Raw genomic sequence first — 17,716 nt, forward strand, 5'->3', positions numbered from 1 at the left:
CCAGGAAAAGGGGGCCCGGCCCGGTCGCGATGACCGGGCCGGGCCGATGCTCAGTTCGGCTGTCCGTTGACGCCGGCGCGGTCGGCCGGGGTCAGCGGGTTCATCTCGGTGAAGTCGCGCGGCAGCAGGTCGAAGCCCTGCCAGTGCAGCGGCATCGGGCTCTGGTCCTCGTCGCGGGGGACGTGGTGGAAGCCGACGCGGACCCACATCACCGGGTTCTTCAGCGTCTCCTTGTCGTGGGCGTAGTCCAGGATGGTCTTCTTCGTGGCGCACTGCGGGTCGGCGTTGCCGGTGGCGAACTTCTCGCAGGTGTGCGCCTGGGTGAAGGTCACGTCCGGCGTCGTCTCCGGGTGCGCCTCGTAGCGGTCGTCGGCGCCGGTGACCAGCTCGTACGACCGCTTGTGACCGTCCTTGTTCTTGCTCGTCGGGCTGACCACCCGCCACCAGCGGCGGTTCACCTTGGAGAAGCTGCCCTCCTTGGTGATCGTCTTCTTGCTGGTCTTGAGCTTGGCCGCCATCGAGCCGTGGCCGTCGACCTTGGTGTCGTACTGCTCGACCTTCTCGCCGCCCTTGCCGTCGATGTTGAAGTCGACGCGCCAGAACGCGCTGTGGTAGTGCATGGACGCGTAGTCGCGGGCGTTCTTGCCGATCGGCCAGCCGTCGTCGGCCCGGACGTAGTCGCTGGGCGACAGGTCACCGGTCGCGCCGAGCCGGGCGGAGATCTGCCCGTCGTCGGCGAGGCGGAACTCGGTCACGTACTCGTACCAGCCGACCTTGCTGATCGTGCGCAGCACCAGGTCGTGCCCCTGCTTCGAGTAGACCTTCTCGGCGTTGGTCTGGAAGTTGTAGCTGTGCAGGCGGTAGGCCAGCCCGGACGCTTCCGCGCTGACGCAGAGCACCTTGCGGCGCTGCGCCTGCGGGCCGCCGTCGGAGCCCTCCCGCGCCGAGCCGCCCTTGCAGTCCTCGCCGGTCAGGGTCTCGAGGTCACCGCCGCCGAAACCGAAGTCGCTCAGGTCGTTGTACTCGGTCTCGCCCGAGTCGTACGGCACGTTGAGCTGCGCCAGGCGGATCGACTGGAGGACCTGCACCGGCTCCGGGTAGCGACGGGTGGCGACGGAGACCTTGTCCAGGACCAGCCCGGCCCGCTCGTCGATGCGCCAGCAGAGCTGCCACGTGGTGCCGTTCGGCAGGGTCTCCTTGACCTGCGACCCCGCGGTACACGCGGCGGGCGCGGCCGCGGGGGCCTTCGCGGCCGCGGGCGATGCCCCGATGCCGAGGGAGGCGAGGGTGAGGAGCGCGGCGGCGCCGGCACCCGCTGTCTTTCGGTACGTCATGCTGCCGGTTCCCCGTCTAGCTCAGGCGGGCGACCGTGCGCCCGGAGAGGTCGATGATGATCTTGTCCAGGTCGATGATGTGGCCGTCCTTCGTCTGCACGATCAGCTGCAGGCAACGGTGCTTGCCGCACTGGCGCGTAGCGGTGTCGGCGGCCTTCGCGTTGAAGACGTGCGCGGTGGTGACCAGGCCTTCCTTGCCGGCGAACGGCTGGCCCGTGGCCTCCTTGTACGCGTCCTTCAGGTCGCTCGCGAGCGGGTCGGCGAGCAGCATGTCGAGCGCGGTCGTGACCTCACGGTCGGCGGCGGGCAGCTGCAGCCCCGCGGCGGAGTACGAGCCGGCGAGCTTGCCGGTAGCGAGGTCGACGACCTGCTTGACCAGCTTGTTGCTCTTGTAGTCGTAGTAGTACAGCTCGGCGCGGCGGCCCTGGTCCGCCTCGACGATCTCGGCCGAGAGGTACTCGACGCCGGTCGCGCCGGTCACGTCCTTGGCGTCGGCGGTGAGCGCCGTCGTCTCCGCGATCTTGCGGGCCTTGTCGATCTCGCTGCTGGTCAGCGCGTCCGCGCCGGTCCCCGCCACGGGCGCGGGACCCGGGTTCGGGTCGGACACGCTCGGCTGCTCGTTCGCCGCCGCGGCGGGCGGTGTGCTGGGTGGCGGCGCGGCATTGGCCTGCCACGATGCCACGCCGAAGGCGGTCACCGCGGTCACGCTCGCGATGCCCAGGCCCCAGGCCCATTTCCGGTAACGCCGCACTGTCGGCATTCCTCCCCCTCGTCGATGGTTCGCACGAGAGGATGCCGGTCGGCGCGTAAGGGCGCCGTGAAGTCTGATGATCATGAATATCGAAACAGGGGTACGGCGTACGCCGCGGCGAGGGGGCACCCCACCCCTGCGGGGGCGGCGGAGGGGTGGGGTGCTCGGGGAAGGTCTCAGGAGGCCGCGGGAATCTGCCCGACCGCTGCCACCACGGCCGTGCCGTGCGGCTCGCCGTCGCCGCCGTCCGGCCACTCGTGCACCCAGACCAGGCCCGGCGGCACCAGCGCCGCGTCGCCGAAGAAGCGCAGGATCTGATCCCTGGTCCGGCCGTGGGCGGCGGAGACGTCGGTGCGGCGGTAGAGCGCGGTGACCGTGTCGATCGCCGCGTCCGCGGGTGTGTCCGAGACGCCGTGGGAGATCACCACGTAGGAGCCGGGCGGCAGTGCCGCTCGCAGCCGCTCGGTCGCCGGGAAGGCGTCGTCGTCGGGGACGAAGTGCAGCATCGCGACCAGCAGCAGGCCGATCGGCTCGGCGGGGTCCAGCAGCTCGCGCACGCCGGGATGCTCGAGGATCGCCTCCGGGAAGCGCATGTCGGCCTGCACGGCGAGGGCCAGCGGGTTGTCCTTGAGGATGTCATTGCTGTGCGCGACGGCGACGGGGTCGATGTCGACGTAGACGACGCGGGCCTCGGGGGCGCGGCGCTGGGCGATCTCGTGGACGTTGCCCACCGTCGGGATGCCGCTGCCTATGTCGAGGAACTGGCGCACGCCCCGGTCGAGCAGGAACTGCACCGCCCGGTTGAGGAAGGCCCGGTTGGCGCGTGCCATCTCACCCGCGCCGGGGATCGCCGCGAGCAGGTGCTTCGCGGCCTCGCGGTCGGCCGCGAAGTTGTGGTTGCCGCCGAGCAGGGCGTCGTAGATGCGGGCACTGCTCGGGCGATGGGAGGGATCCGTGTCGGCGTTCGCCATGCCGAGGAACCCTACTCCACTGTGGTCGGTCACGAGACCACCAAGCCGTTGTCCCGGCGGGCGAGCGACGCCAGCGTGCCGGCACCGCGCAGCAGGATCGGCACCTGGTGCGGGGTGGTGGGCGGGCCGTACCGCAGACCCTGGGCACCGTCGCAGCCCGTGCCGATCAGGGTCGCTGCGCGCACCTCGTCGTCGACGCCGTGCACCGTCAGGGTGAGGCCGAGCGCGTGCGCGATGCGCGCCATCCCGGCGACGAGTTCCCGGTCGGCCTCCGCGCCGGCGGCCATGGGGTGCAACAGCCCGGCGGGCGTGCGGAGGCCGTGCACCGGCAGATCCCGCAGGTACGCGAGGCTGCTGTATCCCGTACCGAAATCGTCGAGGATCAGCCGCACGCCCAGCGCGGCCAGCGCACTGAGCACGGCGTGGCTGTGTGCCCCGGCCGGGACCGCGTCGATGCCGGAGAGGTGCAGGTGCAGCCGCCGCGGCGGCAGGCCGCTGCCGGTCAGCGCGTCCCGGACGAGGTCGGCGACGTCGGGAAAGCCGATCTGGTGGACCGGCAGGTCGACGCCGATGAACGGGCCCTTCTTGCCGCCGTCCCACTGCATCGCCTGTCGGCAGGCCTGGTGGAGCAGGCTGCCGGCCAGCCGTGTGGTGGTGTCGCGGTCGCCGGTGAGCCGGCCGATCCGATCGAGGTCCAGGGCACCGAGGTGCGGATGGCGCCAGGTCATCCGGGTGTGCAGGCCGGCGATGCGTCCGGTGGCGAGCCGGACGATCGGCTGGTACGTGGGCGGGCCCGTGATCAGCCCGGTCAGGCTCGTCCCGCCGGCGCGGCCGGGAGCGGCGGGTTGCGGGTCGTACACCGCCCAGCCGCTGCCGGCCGCCCGGGCCTGGCGCAGGGCGATCTCCGCGTCGACCAGCACCCGGGCCGGGTCGAGGCCGGCGGTGGACACGTCGACCACGCCCACGTGGGCGACCAGCGGGGCGGCCGGGCCGGTGCCGGGCAGCGTGACGGACCCGCCCAGCGTGCCGGTGATCCGCGCGGCGAGGTCGGCCAGGTGGGCGACGCCGCCGCTGTCCTGCACCAGGACCGCGAAGGTGTGCGGGCCGTGCCGGGCGATCAGATGGTCGGGATGCTCGGCGACCGCCCGCAGCCGGCGGCCGACCTCGGCGAGCAGGTGGTCGCCGGCGTCCGCGCCGAACTGTTCGCACACCGCGCGGTGGCCGCCGATCTCGACGAGGCAGAGGCCGGCGTGGCGGGCCGGGTCGTCGCCGTGCGCGGCCTGCTGGAGGCGCTGGACCAGCCGCGCCTTGCTGGCCAGCCCGGTGACCGGGTCGTAGTACGCGAGGCGGCGGTAGCGGGCCTCGCTGTGCTCCAGGGCCAGCTGGAACTCGCGGGCGGCCCGCTGGGCGGCGCGGTGCAGCGACTCCTGCTGGGCCAGGGTGCGGGCCTGAAGCGCGGCGGCGAATCCGGCGGCGAAGGTGCCGGCGACCTGACGGGCCGGGCGGGTCACCACGTCGCCGTCGGCGAGGTGGTCCAGGATGACGCTCATCGTCGCGGGGAGGGCCTCGTGGCGGCCGATGCCGAGCGCGACCACCTCCGTGCCGACCCGGTACGCCGCCTCGAGGTCGGGCGGATCCGCGTGTGCGGCGTCGGCGAGGCAGGCCGCGTACACGTCGAGGGTCTGTGCCGCGGCCGGCTCGGCGAACGGCAGGTAGACCCCGGCCGCGATCGCCGCCGCCAGCCACCGTTCGCCGACGGACCGGCCGGCGTCCGCGTCGGCGGGCATCGGCGCGAGATCCACCGGCGCGGGAGCGGGACCGGCGACGGAACGCCGCGCGTTGAGCACGGTGCGGGCCGCCTGGTCCAGCGCGGCGTCGGTGTACTGCACCGCGGTCTCCAGGGCGGCCGCCACGATGCCGTCGGCGCGGTGCCGGGCGGCCTCGATCAGCCGGTCGGCGGAGTTGCCGCACCGGGCGGGCGCCGGCTCCACGTCCTCCTCGGCGACCGGCGGGTATCCGCAGTCGGCCAGGACCTCGTTGAGCGCGGCGATCATCATCGCGTGGGTGATGAGCGGCTCGTCCTCTGCGGACGGTCCGTCGTGCGGGCCCGGCTCCGGCATCAGTTCTCGCCTGCCTCGGTGTCGGCCGTGCGCTTGCCCGGGCGCTGGCCGGGGACCGCCTTCCACAGCGCCACGGCCTGCTTGCGGCCCAGCTTGAGCGCGGTGCGGACCGCCTCGGGCGTCTTGCCCACCTGAGCGGCGATCTCGGTGGGCGTGAGCCCCTGGGCGGACAGCTCCAGCGCCTCGCGGCGGGCGGGCGGGAGCTGGGCCAGCACGCCGGAGAACCACTCCTCCAGCTCGTACGCCTCGAGCTCCGGATCGTCGGCGCGCCCCTCGCTGAGCTCGGTGACGTCGGCCACGAGCACCTCGACGTCGCCCTGCCCCGTGAAGCGGCGCTGCTTGAGCCAGTGCGAGCGGGCGGCGGTGCGCACCCAGGCGACCGGGTGGGTCAGCTCCGACCAGCGCCGCAACGCCTCCCGGATGGCCTCGGCGACGGCGTCCTGGGCCTCCCAGCGGTTGGCGCCCTCGCGCAGCAGGTTGCGGACGAGCCCCTCCCAGTAGCGCCGGAAGAACTCCTCGATCTCGGCCGCCGGCGGCGGGTCGGCGATCAGCGGCCGCGGCGGGGCCGCGTCGTCGCTGTCCACGTCGTGCGCATCCTGCGCGTCGACCACCGAAGCCTCCGTTCGCCGTCGAGCTCCCCTTAGATAGGTCTCGCGGAGCGGCCCGGCGTGACAGTGGCGATCAAGATTTCTTGGGACGTCCCTCCACTGTAGGACACGTGCCGTCCCGGCATTGCTGGCAAGATCGTGATCGAGGCCCATCGAAGGAGCACGAGGAGGCGCCCGTGGCGGGCACCCTGTACGCCGTCAGCGACCTGCACGTCGCGTACGCGGAGAACCGCTCGCTGGTGGAGAACCTGCGCCCGGAGTCCCCGGACGACTGGCTGATCGTGGCCGGCGACGTCGCCGAGATGTTCGGTCACGTCGAGGCGACGCTGCGGATGCTGCGGTCCCGCTTCGCCGAGGTGATCTGGGCGCCGGGCAACCACGAGCTGTGGACGCACCCCAAGGACCCGGTACGGCTGCGCGGCGCCGAACGCTACGACGCCCTCGTGGCGATGTGCCGGGACCTCGGCGTCCGCACACCCGAGGACGAGTACGCGGTCTGGCGGGGCGAGGGCGGCCCGGCGATCGTGGCGCCGCTGTTCCTGCTGTACGACTACACCTTCCGGGCGCCCGGCACGTCCACGAAGCAGGAGTCGCTGGCGTACGCGTACCGCACCGGCGTGGTCTGCACGGACGAGGAGCTGCTGCATCCGGACCCGTATCCGGACCGGGAGTCGTGGTGCCGTGCGCGGGTGGCCGTCACCGAGGGCCGGCTCACCGCCCTCGACCCCGGCATGCCGACCGTGCTGGTCAGCCACTGGCCGCTGCACCGCCACCCGACCGAGGTGCTGTGGTACCCGGAGTTCGCGCAGTGGTGCGGCACGGAGCTGACCGGCGACTGGCACCTGCGCTTCCGCGCGGCGGCCGCCGTCTACGGTCACCTGCACATCCCGCGGGTGACATGGCAGGACGGCGTGCCGTTCCGTGAGGTCTCGCTCGGCTATCCGCGCGAGTGGCGCAAGCGCGCCAAGCCGCCGGCCCTGCTGAACCGGGTCCTCGCTACGCGGCCCGGGTCTTGAACGTCGACCGGTAGGCCTGCGGCGTGGTGCCGAGCCGGTGCCCGAAGTGGTGGCGCAGGGTGGCCGCGCTGCCGAAGCCGCAGCGCACCGCGATCGTGTCGACGCCCAGCTCGGAATCCTCCAGCAGGCGGCGGGCGAGCAGGACACGCTGGTTGGTCAGCCAGTCGTGCGGGGTGGCGCCCGTCTCGGCCCGGAACCGGCGGGCGAACGTCCGCGGCGCCATGTGGGCCTGCGCCGCCATGGTCTCGACGGAGTGCGGGCGGTCGAGGCTCGCCATCACCGCGGCCAGCACGGGTTGCAGGGTCTCGCACTGGATCGGCTGCAGCGGTGTCTCGATGAACTGGGCCTGGCCACCGTCGCGGTGCGGCGGCATCACCATGCGGCGCGCGATCTGGGTGGCCACCGCCGAGCCCTGCTCCTGCCGGATGAGGTGCAGCCCGCAGTCGACCGCCGCCGCGGTGCCCGCGCTGGTGAGGATGTTGCCGTCGGCGACGTACAGGACGTCGGGGTCCACCCGGGCGGTCGGGAACCGGGCGGCGAGCCGGTCGGTGTGCCGCCAGTGGGTGGTACAGCGCCGGCCGTCGAGCAGCCCCGCCGCGCCGAGCGCGAACGCCCCGGTGCACACGCTCATCACCCAGGCACCCCGCGCGTGGGCCCGGCGCAGCACCTCGAGGACCTCCGGATCCGGGTCCTGGTCGTCATTGTTCGGCACGACGGCGACCAGGTCGGCGTCCTCCGCCGGGGTCAGGTCGTGGCTGGGCGACAGGGAGAACCCCGCATGGGTACGCACGGGACGCCCGCCCACGCTGCACACCGAGAACTCGTACGCGGGCAGCCCCTCGTCGGTGCGGTCGTAGCCGAACAGCTCGCAGAGCACGCCGAGCTCGAACACAGCGACCGGGGGCAGGGCGAGGACGGCGACCTTCTCCAGCATGGCCGTCAGCGTACCGCCACGGTGGCAGGATTTTGAAGATGTATGGCATTACTGCCACTGTCCGCCCGGCCGGGCCCGGACCAGACTGGAGGGCGAGCAACCCGGTGCGCACCGGCCACAGAAACTTCGCCGGACAAGGGTGTGACTGTCATGGAACTCGGAATACTGCTGTTCTTCCTGCTCCTCGTGCTGGCCTCGGCGTTCGGGCTGACCGCCGACTCGCGCGACAGCGCCGACTGGAAGCCCACGACCGACGGCGTGCGGGCCGGGCGGTGGTGAGGCGCACGGCAAAGGTGGCGCGGTCCTCGCCCCGGACCGCGCCACCCGCCTTGCAGGGTTGTCAGTCCTCGGACTGAGCCCCGGCCTGATCGGCGGCACCGGCCGCGTCCTGACCGCCCTTGCCGGCCTTCCCGGCGCCGGCACCAGCGTCGTCGCCCGCGTTGTCACCCGCGTTGTCACCGGCGTCGTCGCCCGCGTTGTCACCCGCGTTGTCACCCGCGTTGTCACCCGCGTTGTCGCCCGCGTTGTCACCCGCGTTGTCACCCGCGTTGTCACCCGCGTTGTCACCCGCGTTGTCACCCGCGTTGTCACCCGCGTTGTCACCCGCGTTGTCACCGGCATTGTCACCGGCGGCCGCGGCGGCCTTGGCGTCGGTCAGCGTGAGGCAGGCCGTCAGCAGGCCCTCGCGGGCCGCGGTCACCGCGGCGTCGAGGTCCCCGGCGTTGCCCTGACCGGCATTGCCGTTGCCCTGGGCATTGCCGTTGCCCTGCGCATTGCCATTGCCCTGACCGGCATTGCCGTTACCCTGCGCGTTGTCGTCACCCTGCGCATTGCCGTTGCCCTGCGCATTCTCGTCACCCTGGGCGTTGTCGTCACCCTGGGCCGCGCCGCCCTTCTGGGCCGCACCCGCCTTGCCGGCGCCCTGGCCCATCTTCTTGGCCCACCGCTTCGCGATGGCCCGCTTCAGCTTCTTCGACTTGGCCTTGGCGGCACCCGCCTGATCCCCCGCGGCACCGGCCTGGTCACCGGCACCCGCCTCGTCCTGACCCGCCTGCTTGCCGGCCTCCTTGTCGGCGGCCGCCTGGTCGACGGCGAACTGGGCGCACGACGCCTCGAGCAGCTCCGCGGAGGCAGCGGCGGCATCGGCCGCGCCCTGTTGCTGTTCCGGCTGCAATTTCTCGCCGTCGCAGACGACGTCGCCGGCGTTGATCTCCAGTTTCTCGCACCCCGCGATGTCGAAGTTCTGGCCGTCCACCACCACGATCTCCGCGGCCTTCACCTGCTCACCGGCGCTCGCGAACTGCAGGCCCGTGATGCCGCCCGCCACCAGCACTCCGGCGAAGACTGCGGCACCGATCGCCTTACGGTTGACTCCGGTACCCCGTCGCTGACGCAGTCTCATCACCACTCCTCGTCATCGGACATCAATGTGCGTTCGGGAGGCGATACGGGATCCGGGTACGAAGCGGTTCACCACTCGTGCGAATTTCCCGCGGTTCAATTTCGGGCGGGACAATTTCATTTTTCTTTCCTTAACTGATCTTGACCCTCCTCGTCCGGGGGCTCCCCCGATCGGGGCACTATGCTCGAGGGATGGCAGAGACGATCCGCAACGGCCCGCCGCGGCCGTACGGTCATGTCTGCCTCGCCTATGACGATCCGGCGACGTTCGAGGCCGCCGCGCGCGATTTTCTGGCCGAGGGCGTCGCCGCCGGGGAACGGGTCTGGTATCTGGCGTCCGAGCCGCCGTGCGGCTGGGACTTCCGGCCCGATCTGATCCGGCCCGGCGACCACTACCCCGCCGGCGGCGCCATCGACCCCGTCCGCGGCGTCGAGGCGTACGCGGCGGCCACCCGCCAGGCCCTCGCCGACGGTTACTCGGGGCTCCGGGTCGCCGCCGCGGCGACGCCACTGGTGCGCACTCCGGCCCAGCTCGACGCCTTCGCGCGCTACGAGCACATCGTCGACCGGTACATGCGCACCCATCCCTTCGCGGCCCTGTGCGGCTTCGACCGCGCCGAGCTCGGCGCTGCCGCCGTCGAGGAGCTCGCCTGCCTGCACCCGCAGTCGGATGCGCCGTTCCGGCTCTACGCGACCCCGCCGGCGATCGCCGACGCCGGGCTCGCGGGCGACCTCGACATGGCCACCCGGGACCTGTTCGCCCGCACCCTCGAGCGGGCCGAGCTGCGCCCGGCCGCCGGCGACCTGATGATCGACGGCGCCGGGCTGGCGTTCATCGACCACAACTCGCTGCTCGACCTGGACGCCTACGCGCGCCGGCGTGGTGTCACGGCGGTGCTGCGCACCCCGCTGTTCAGCCCCGCGCACCTCGCCGAGCTGCTCGAGCTGACCGCTCTCCGCGTGGAGGGTGGCCGATGAGGACGGGCGCGGCGGCCGGGCACCTGCGCTACTTCCACGCGGCAGTGGAGTACGCCCACGACGACGACCTGCTGGCCGTCACCCTGCCGTTCCTGCTCGAGGGCGTCGCGAACGGGGAACCGTCGATCGTGGCCTTCGGCGAGCGCACAGCCGGGCTGGTCCGCGCCGCGCTGCCGGCCGGCTCCGGCGTGGAGTTCCTGCCCGGCGGCGACATGTACGCGCGCCCCAGCTCGGCGATCCGGGCCTACCGCCGGCTGCTCGCCGGGCACGTGGCCGCCGGGGCGGGGCAGATCCGGATCATCGGTGAGATTCCGGTGTCCGCGTTCGGCAACACGTGGGACTGGTGGGCCCGTTACGAGTCGGCCATCAATCACGCGTACGACGACTTCCCGCTGTGGAGCATGTGCGCGTACGACTCCCGCATCACGCCGCCCGAGGTGCTGGCCGACGTGGCACGCACCCACCCCCGGTACGCGGTCGGCGGCGGGCGGCACGAGGACAGTCCCGCGTACACCGAACCCCGGGTCTTCCTGAGCGAGAGCCGCCCACCGGTCCCGGACCCGCTGCAGGCCGGGGCGCCGACGGTGAGCCTGACCGGGCCCAGCCCGGCCGACGGCCGCCGAGCCGTGCACGCGGCGTACCGTGGGCAGATCCCGGCGCCGGACCTCGACGACCTCGTGGTCGCGGTGAGCGAGACGGTCACCAACGCCCTGCGGTACGGCCGCCCGCCGTTCCACCTGCGGGTCTGGGCCGGCGACGACCGCATCGTGGTGACCGTGTCGGACGCCGGGGCCGGGCCGAAGAATCCGTTCGCGGGGCTGCTGCCGGCCACCGAGGCGGCCACCGGCGGCCGCGGGCTGTGGATCACCCACCAGTCCTGCAACCACGTCGCGGCCGCGACCGGCGACGACGGCTGGACGATCCGCCTCATCGCCGGAAACCCTGCCGTCTGAGCCGGGGAAACACCCGTGGCATGATGCGCGGGTGCTGCAGCCAGGCCGGCGACTCGGCGACCGCTACCGCCTCGACACCCGGATCGGCGCCGGCGGAATGGGCGAGGTGTGGCGCGCGACCGACGAGGTCCTCGGCCGGGTCGTGGCCGTCAAGATGATGCTGCCCGCGGCGGCCGGCGATCCCGCGCTCGCCCGGCGGTTCCTGACCGAGGCGAAGGCCATGGCCGGCGTGAACCACCCGGCCGTCACCGCCATCCACGACTACGGCAGCAGCGGCGGCACGCCGTACCTGGTCATGGAGTTCGTCGACGGCGAGTCCCTGGCGCAGCTGCTGGCCCGCCACGGGCGGCTGACCGCCGCGCAGACGATGCAGATCGTCGCGCGGGCGGCCGACGGGTTGGCTGCGGTGCACGAGCGGGGCATCGTGCACCGCGACATCAAGCCCGCCAACCTGCTGGTACGGCGCGACGGATCGGTGCTGATCACGGACTTCGGCATCGCCCGCATCGAGGGCGCCACGCCGCTGACGACCGCCGGGGCGGTCCTGGGCACGCCGACCTATCTGGCGCCGGAGCAGGTGCTGGGACGGCCCGCCACCGCGGTCAGCGACGTGTATTCGCTGGGGCTCACCGCGTACGAGTGCCTGGCGGGTCATCGGCCGTTCACCGGCGACAACCCGTACGCGGTGGCTCTGCAACGGATCCAGAGTGCGCCGCGGACGCTGGCAGCCGACCTGCCGCCCGCGGTCCTCGCCGTGGTCGCGCGGGCACTGGCGCCCGAGCCGGCCGACCGCTGGCCGTCCGCAGCGGATCTCGCGGCGGCCGCCCGGGCGGCAGGAGTCACCCCCGGGACCCCGGACGAGGACCGGGGCACGGACCATGCCGCACAGCAGCCGGCGCGCGCCCGCACGCGACGAGGCCGGCGAGCGGTGGTGCTGACGGCCTCGGCCGCGATGATCCTGGCCCTCGGCGGCTTCCTCGGCTGGCGCGCCATGGACGACCGCAGCGGAGCCGATCCCGACCACCGGGCGGCGGCCGGTCCCGGCGCCACCGCCCCGGCCGGGTTCGGCGAGTGCGATGCGGGACTGTGCCCGGTGGCTCCCCTGTGCTGGGGCGGCATGGTCACGATCAGCGGAAGGGCCATGCCGCCCGGCGAGACCGACTGCGCCGGCGACCATTACTGGGAGACGTTCGCGGCCGTGCCGCTGCCGTCCGATGCCTCCGGCGTACGCCAGGAGAAGCTGATCGGCCGCCCGGACGTGGCCGCCGCATGCTCGGCCGGCGTCATGGCCCGGCGCAGCACCGACCCGGCGGCGACGGCCGGGTGGCGGCGCGACGCCTGGCCGGTGCGGACGGGCGACGCCTGGCTCCTGCACTGCATCGCCGGCCCGGACTCCGGCGAGTCCAGGGGCGCCGTCTTCCGCTGATCGCCGGTTCCCGCCCGGACCTACACTGTGATCTGCCACGACGGGAGATCGACGAGGGGTGCCGCGTGCCATCGAAGAAGCGGGTCTCGGTCATGCGGGACGTCGCCAAGCTCGCCGGGGTCTCCCACCAGACCGTGTCGCGGGTGCTCAACGAACACCCCAACGTCAAGCAGGAGACCCGGACCCGGGTCCTGGAGGCGATGGAGTCGCTGAACTACCGCCGCAACCTCGCGGCGCGGACGCTGGTCACCCGGCGCTCGCACACCCTCGGGCTGATCGGCTTCGAGACCACGCTGTTCGGCCCGGCCTCCATGCTGTACGGGATCGAGGACGCCGCCCGCACCGCCGGCTACCTGGTCAGCATCGCCACGGTCCGCAACCTCGAACGCCGCGAGGTACTCGACGCCGTGGACCGCCTCTCGCAGCACGCGGTGGACGGCATCATCGCGATCGCGCCCAAGGCCGCGGTGACCAACGGCCTGCTCCAGGCGCCGCCCGGCCTCTACTGCGTCGCCGTCGGCGGGGCCGGGGACCCGGACGCCGTGCCGACCGTGCGCGTCGACAACGCCGCGGGCGCCCGGCTCGCCACCCGGCACCTGCTCGACCTGGGCCACGAGACCGTGCACCACGTCGCCGGCCCGCGCGACTGGCCCGAGGCCCAGGAACGGGTCACGGGCTGGCGCGACACCCTGTACGAGGCGGGCGCGCCGGTGCCGCCGGTCACGTTCGACTCCTGGAACGCCGAGTGGGGTCACCGCCGCGGCCAGGAGCTCGCGCGCGACCGTACGGTGACGGCGATCTTCTGCGCCAACGACCGGATCGCCCTCGGCGTGCTGCGCGCCCTGCACGAGGCGGGCCGCAAGGTCCCGGAGGAGGTCAGCGTCGTGGGCTTCGACGACATGCCCGACTCCGGCTACTTCCTGCCGCCGCTCACCACCGTCCGGCAGGACTTCGCGGAGCTGGGGCGCCGCAGCCTCACCCTGCTGCTCGAGCACATGTCCGACGCGGAGGACGCCGGCCCGCCCGCGCACGTCGTGGTCTCCCCCGAGCTCGTCGTGCGCGGCAGCACCGCCCCGCCGCCACGATAGGAGCCTGCGCGAGGGGCCCGGGGCGCGGGGATGGAGCCGCGTCCCGGGCCTGCTTCTCGCGCTGCCGGATCACGTGGTGGTGCAGGTCAGATCCGTCAGGCTCGCGGGCGCGGCGCCCGCCCCGAGGAAGCCGAACGTGGTGTGACCGCCGGCCGCTATCGAGCCGTTGTAGGTCTCGTTCCGCACGGTCGCCGAGGATCCGCTCGCGGTGTACCTCCCGTTCCAGAGCTGGCTGATCGCCTGAGCGCCGGGGAACGTCCACGACACCGTCCAGCCGGTCACCGGGGTGTCGCCGGCGTGCACCATGATCTCCGCCTGGAAGCCGCCGCCCCAGCCGCCGATGACGCTGTACATCGCCGAGCAGCCCCCGTTTCCGGGCGGTGGCGATGGCGGCGTCGTGCCGTCGCCCACGCCGGTGACCTCACCGTCGCCGCCGTCGAAGACCACGTCCGAGCAGCCGTAGAAGGTCTCCGCACTGTCCGAGCGTGACCAGACCGAATAGATGAGGTGCCGGCCGGTCTTGCCGGACGGCAGGTCGGCCGTCCACGAATAGCGGCCGTCCGCCGTGCCCGGGCCGCCGACCGAGGCCGGATCGGTGACCCGGGAGAACGGCGCCGGCTCGAGGTCGTTCCAGGCGAGCGGGCGGCCCGGGCTCCAGCCGTCCTTGGTGATGTACAGCGAGAACGTGCCCGGGTGCTTCGCCCAGTTGTTGTAGTCGAAGCGCATGCTCGCGCCCGGCGTCAGGTGGGTCACCGGCCAGTCGTCGCGGGCCAGGTTGAAGCCGGTGAAGTCGTACGGTCCCCCGGTACCGCCGCTGCACAGCTGCCCATCCGGGATGAAGCCGGACGTGCGGCCCGCACCGTCGGAACGCAGCACGGCGAACCAGTTGTAGAGCGGGGTGGTCCCGCCCTGCGCGACCGCGGCGGCGCACGCCGCGTTCCTCGGCTGGATCGCCCCGTTCGCGGTCAGCCCGTCCTTCCAGCACAGGTACGTCCGGCTGCCGGGTGCCATCATCGCGCCGTGCGCCGACGCCGGCTGGGCCTGCAGGACGGCGACTCCGACGCCGGTGACGAGCAGGATCACGGCCGCCACCCATCTGGCTCTTCTCATCGCCGGCTCCTAACCCTCGGGGAACAGGCGCGCGTAGTCCGCGTAGCCGGTGGCGACGTCGACCTGTGCCCAGAAGCGGTGGTAGGTGAAGATGGGTGCCGGTCCGCCGTCCAGATACGCCTGCACCTTCGGCCAGTCCGGGTCCCGCTTGTAGAAGGAGCGGATGTCCACGAAGGACACGCCCGGCTTGATGACGTCGCCGTCGGGCATCGTGCCGCTCCAGCCCGGCGGGATGTAGATGCCCTGGCCGGTCGCGGGGTCGTAGACGTCGTCCATGCGGTTGTAGTCGGCGCGTGTCTCGCTCACCGACACACCCTTGCCGTCCTTGTACGCCCAGATCGCGTCCAGGAGCCCCTTCGCGGCGCTCTTCGCCCGGGCGTTGCCGGACTTGGCCGCGTAGTACGAGAGCAGCTTGGCGTACGAGCCGGCCACCCCGAGGTCCTGGCCGCGGCTGGTGACCTCGACGTGCAACCCGGTGTTGGCCGGCGGCGCGGACGGGTTCCACGTGCCCGGCTTGCCGGACCAGGCCAGGTCGGACGGGATGGCGAAGCTGCCCGCCGAGATCGTGGTGTTGTCGAGCGCCCAGGACACCCACTTGTCCAGGACGGACTTCGCCGTCGCGTCACCGGTCAGGTAGTAGTACTCGGCGAGCCGCTCCAGGGACCACGTCTGCATGCCGAACCAGCGGTTGGACGGCGGGTCGGCGTAGACCGGGGCCTCGACGTAGGCCAGGCCGTAGAAGGTCGGCGTACCCGCGGGCGGCGCCTGGTAGGAGCCGTTCCAGCTGTTCGTGGCGCCACCGGCGATGCCGCCCTCGGCGGACTGCAGCCACCGGTAGAACTCCAGCTGCCGGGTCAGGCTGGCCTGCCAGTCCGCCTTGGCCGTGGGAGACCTCGGCGTGAGAGCGCCGACATTGGACAGTACGTACGCAGCCAGCGGGTTCTGGTAGCCGAAGTGGCTGGTGCTGGACCCGATCCGCCAGGCCCAGCCGGCCTGCGTGTCGGTCGCCCCGCCCCACGCGTAGTACCAGGACATCAGGCTGTTCGAGCTGCTCTTGCCCGTACCGGCGGGGCAGGAGGTGGAGGTGCAACCGGGGTTCTTGAAGTACTTGTCGTAGAACGAGTAGCGCAGGTAGTCGCCCAGCTTCGCGGCGTCCGCCACGGCGGTGGAGATCTGCGACGCCTTGCCCTGCTCGGTCGCCCAGGTCAGCGCCCAGTACGCCGCCTGCACCGCGCGCGAGTCCGCGTCCGGGGCATTGGTGTACTTCCATTGCTTGGCGTACGACGCGTCCTTGGTGAACAGATCGAGGTAGCCGTGGGGGCCGCCGAACGCGAACGTGTCGCAGGACGGCTGCGGCACGGTCTCGAAGGTGGACTCCTGCGGGCCGCGCTGGAAGGTGTTGATGTACGCCACCCGCGTCTTCCCGTCCCCGCAGTGCCCGAACCCGTACGTGTTGTCGACGTCCAGCAGCCAGTGCGTCCCGTAGACGTCCGGGGTGCCGTACGTGGACTTCAGCTCGTTCGCCAGCGGGTCCTGGCCCACGGCGACGCTGCCGTCGAGCTGCGACGGGTACGACGAGGGCAGCGGGTGCTCGGCCGCGTACGTGGCGGGCCTCGACGGGTCGTACTTGTCGTTGGTGGGCTGGTCGGCGTGCGACGGGATCAGGTACTTCTCCATCGTCTGCCAGGCGGTGTTGAACGGCGTCCACTCCCCCGTGACCTGACCGTGCTCGGCCTCCAGCCACAGCCAGTAGCTGAACGCCTCGGAGGTGGTCTCGTGGCCGTGGTCGGGCGCCTCGTCGATGAGCGTCTCGATGGAGTGGTACGGCACCCCCTCGGGGCTGAAGTAGCCGTTGGCCGGGTTCTTGATGTCCTGGTAGAGCTGCGTGAACCGGGCGCCGGGACTGCCCTCGGCGGCCACCAGCGCGGTGACGGTCGCGGCGGCGAGTCCGGTCCCGCTCGCGGTGAAGGTGGCCGAGGTGTTCACCACCGCCGCGGCCGTGGCCGAGACGGTCACCGTCTGCCCGGTGTTCCAGGTGGACGGCGTGAACGTCAGCGTGCCGGGAGCGGCGGAGACGGTGGCGGCACCAGCGGTCCGCGCGACGGTTACCGTGGTGCCGGCCGTGGGCGCCTTGGACAGCGCGACCTTGAAGGTGGCGCTCGCGCCCGGCGCGACGGTCACCGAGGTGGCGTCCACGACGACGGCGGGCTCGGCCGGGGCCTCCACGAAGACGGGCACATCGGCGGTCGCGCTCCTGAGGCCGGCCGAGTCGTAGGCGATCGCCTGCAGGTGGTACGCCCCGGTCTGGGCGGGCACGCCGCTCCACGTGTAGCCGTACGGCGCCGACGTGTCGGTCCCGAGCAGCAGGCCGTCGTGGTAGAACTCGACCTTGCCGACGGTCCGCCCGCTCGCCGCGGTGGCCGTGGCCGAGACGGGGATCGTCGCGGGCGCGGTGTAGCGGGTGTTCGGGGCAGGGCTGCTGATCGCCACGGCCGGCGCCGTCGCGGTCTCGTTGCAGGGCGCCCCGTTCAGCGTGAAGGCTGTGGGCACCGGGTTCGCCGAGGTGAAGGTGCCGTTGAAGCCGGTGCTGACGCTCGCGCCGGTGCCCAGGGTGCCGTTCCAGGCGGCGTTGGTCACCGTGACGTGGGCGCCGCTCTGCGCGTACGTGCCGCTCCAGCCCTGGGTGACGTGCTGGCCGGCGTCGGGGAAGTCGTACTCCAGGCGCCAGCCGGTGACCGGATCGCCGGTGTTGGTGATCGCGATGTCGCCCGTGAAGCCCCCGCCCCACTGGGCGGTGACGCGATAGACGACGGTGCAGGCGGCCGCGGCCTGCGCGGGTGGCGGGGCGGCCGTGATGACGAGGCCGGTGCCGAGGAGCGCGGCACCGCAGGCCGCGAGGGCCCTTCTTGCCTTCCGTCTCATGGGATTCCCTTCTGGGGGGAGGGGACGCCCTGCGGGGCCGGACGTGCGGGCACATCGATGAACGTCCGGTTGGGAGCGCTCCCATGAATGTGGGCCGGGTTCAT

General features: G+C 72.6%; 15 protein-coding genes. 6 read left to right on the top strand and 9 right to left on the bottom strand.

All coding sequences use genetic code 11. The features are described 5' to 3' along the window. Nucleotides 1-50: 50 nt before the first annotated feature. The 5 genes from ACIBO8_RS19070 to ACIBO8_RS19090 form a co-directional block, all read right to left on the bottom strand. Nucleotides 51-1,334 carry a primary-amine oxidase gene (locus ACIBO8_RS19070; protein WP_396116563.1) on the bottom strand — a complete coding sequence of 428 codons (1,284 nt, stop codon included), beginning with the start codon at nt 1,332-1,334 and terminating at the stop codon, nt 51-53. Nucleotides 1,335-1,350: 16 nt separating this feature from the next. Beyond that, nucleotides 1,351-2,094, bottom strand: coding sequence for a hypothetical protein (locus ACIBO8_RS19075; RefSeq protein ID WP_396116564.1), 744 nt, complete (start codon nt 2,092-2,094; stop codon nt 1,351-1,353). Between the two features lie 167 nt (nt 2,095-2,261). Then, nucleotides 2,262-3,056 carry an SAM-dependent methyltransferase gene (locus ACIBO8_RS19080; protein WP_396117097.1) on the bottom strand — a complete coding sequence of 265 codons (795 nt, stop codon included), beginning with the start codon at nt 3,054-3,056 and terminating at the stop codon, nt 2,262-2,264. A gap of 29 nt (nt 3,057-3,085) precedes the next feature. Further along, the gene (locus ACIBO8_RS19085) at nt 3,086-5,176 is read right to left on the bottom strand and encodes an EAL domain-containing protein (protein WP_396116565.1); all 2,091 of its coding nucleotides are present in this window, start codon (nt 5,174-5,176) and stop codon (nt 3,086-3,088) included. Further along, nucleotides 5,176-5,787 (bottom strand): RNA polymerase sigma factor, encoded by a 612-nt coding sequence (locus ACIBO8_RS19090; protein WP_396116566.1) that lies wholly within the window; start codon nt 5,785-5,787, stop codon nt 5,176-5,178. The genes ACIBO8_RS19085 and ACIBO8_RS19090 overlap by 1 nt, the downstream gene beginning before the upstream one ends. A gap of 173 nt (nt 5,788-5,960) precedes the next feature. Between ACIBO8_RS19090 and ACIBO8_RS19095 the strand changes: the two genes are divergently transcribed. Beyond that, entirely contained in the window at nt 5,961-6,800 is an 840-nt protein-coding gene (locus ACIBO8_RS19095; protein WP_396116567.1) for a metallophosphoesterase family protein, read from the top strand. Here ACIBO8_RS19095 and ACIBO8_RS19100 read toward each other — a convergent pair. Continuing rightward, nucleotides 6,781-7,734: a GlxA family transcriptional regulator gene (locus tag ACIBO8_RS19100; protein WP_396116568.1), complete on the bottom strand. Its 954-nt coding sequence runs from the start codon at nt 7,732-7,734 to the stop codon at nt 6,781-6,783. The two genes, ACIBO8_RS19095 and ACIBO8_RS19100, sit on opposite strands and share 20 nt — an antisense overlap. Before the next feature lie 150 nt (nt 7,735-7,884). Between ACIBO8_RS19100 and ACIBO8_RS19105 the strand changes: the two genes are divergently transcribed. Continuing rightward, on the top strand, nt 7,885-8,013 hold the full coding sequence (locus ACIBO8_RS19105; RefSeq protein ID WP_396116569.1) for a hypothetical protein: 129 nt from the start codon (nt 7,885-7,887) through the stop codon (nt 8,011-8,013). A 61-nt stretch (nt 8,014-8,074) separates the two neighbouring features. Here the strand turns inward: ACIBO8_RS19105 and ACIBO8_RS19110 are convergent, their stop codons facing one another. Then, nucleotides 8,075-9,136: a hypothetical protein gene (locus tag ACIBO8_RS19110; RefSeq protein ID WP_396116570.1), complete on the bottom strand. Its 1,062-nt coding sequence runs from the start codon at nt 9,134-9,136 to the stop codon at nt 8,075-8,077. Between the two features lie 191 nt (nt 9,137-9,327). Between ACIBO8_RS19110 and ACIBO8_RS19115 the strand changes: the two genes are divergently transcribed. The 4 genes from ACIBO8_RS19115 to ACIBO8_RS19130 all read left to right on the top strand — a co-directional run bounded on the left by ACIBO8_RS19115 (nt 9,328) and on the right by ACIBO8_RS19130 (nt 13,580). Then, a complete protein-coding gene (locus tag ACIBO8_RS19115) occupies nt 9,328-10,113 on the top strand; it encodes an MEDS domain-containing protein (protein ID WP_396116571.1) in 786 nt (261 codons plus the stop codon). Further along, a complete protein-coding gene (locus ACIBO8_RS19120; protein ID WP_396116572.1) occupies nt 10,110-11,066 on the top strand; it encodes an anti-sigma factor RsbA family regulatory protein in 957 nt (318 codons plus the stop codon). The genes ACIBO8_RS19115 and ACIBO8_RS19120 overlap by 4 nt, the downstream gene beginning before the upstream one ends. Nucleotides 11,067-11,097: 31 nt before the next feature. Then, entirely contained in the window at nt 11,098-12,492 is a 1,395-nt protein-coding gene (locus tag ACIBO8_RS19125; protein WP_396116573.1) for a serine/threonine-protein kinase, read from the top strand. A 92-nt stretch (nt 12,493-12,584) separates the two neighbouring features. Beyond that, a complete protein-coding gene (locus ACIBO8_RS19130) occupies nt 12,585-13,580 on the top strand; it encodes a LacI family DNA-binding transcriptional regulator (protein ID WP_396117098.1) in 996 nt (331 codons plus the stop codon). A gap of 69 nt (nt 13,581-13,649) precedes the next feature. Here ACIBO8_RS19130 and ACIBO8_RS19135 read toward each other — a convergent pair whose 3' ends face one another. Beyond that, nucleotides 13,650-14,690, bottom strand: a complete 1,041-nt coding sequence (locus tag ACIBO8_RS19135) for a lytic polysaccharide monooxygenase (RefSeq protein WP_396116574.1) — start codon at nt 14,688-14,690, stop codon at nt 13,650-13,652. Between the two features lie 9 nt (nt 14,691-14,699). Beyond that, entirely contained in the window at nt 14,700-17,612 is a 2,913-nt protein-coding gene (locus ACIBO8_RS19140; protein ID WP_396116575.1) for a glycoside hydrolase family 48 protein, read from the bottom strand. Between the last annotated feature and the right edge of the window lie 104 nt (nt 17,613-17,716).

This window comes from Actinoplanes sp. NPDC049681, from assembly GCF_044465265.1.
Classification (GTDB): Bacteria; Actinomycetota; Actinomycetes; order Mycobacteriales; family Micromonosporaceae; genus Actinoplanes.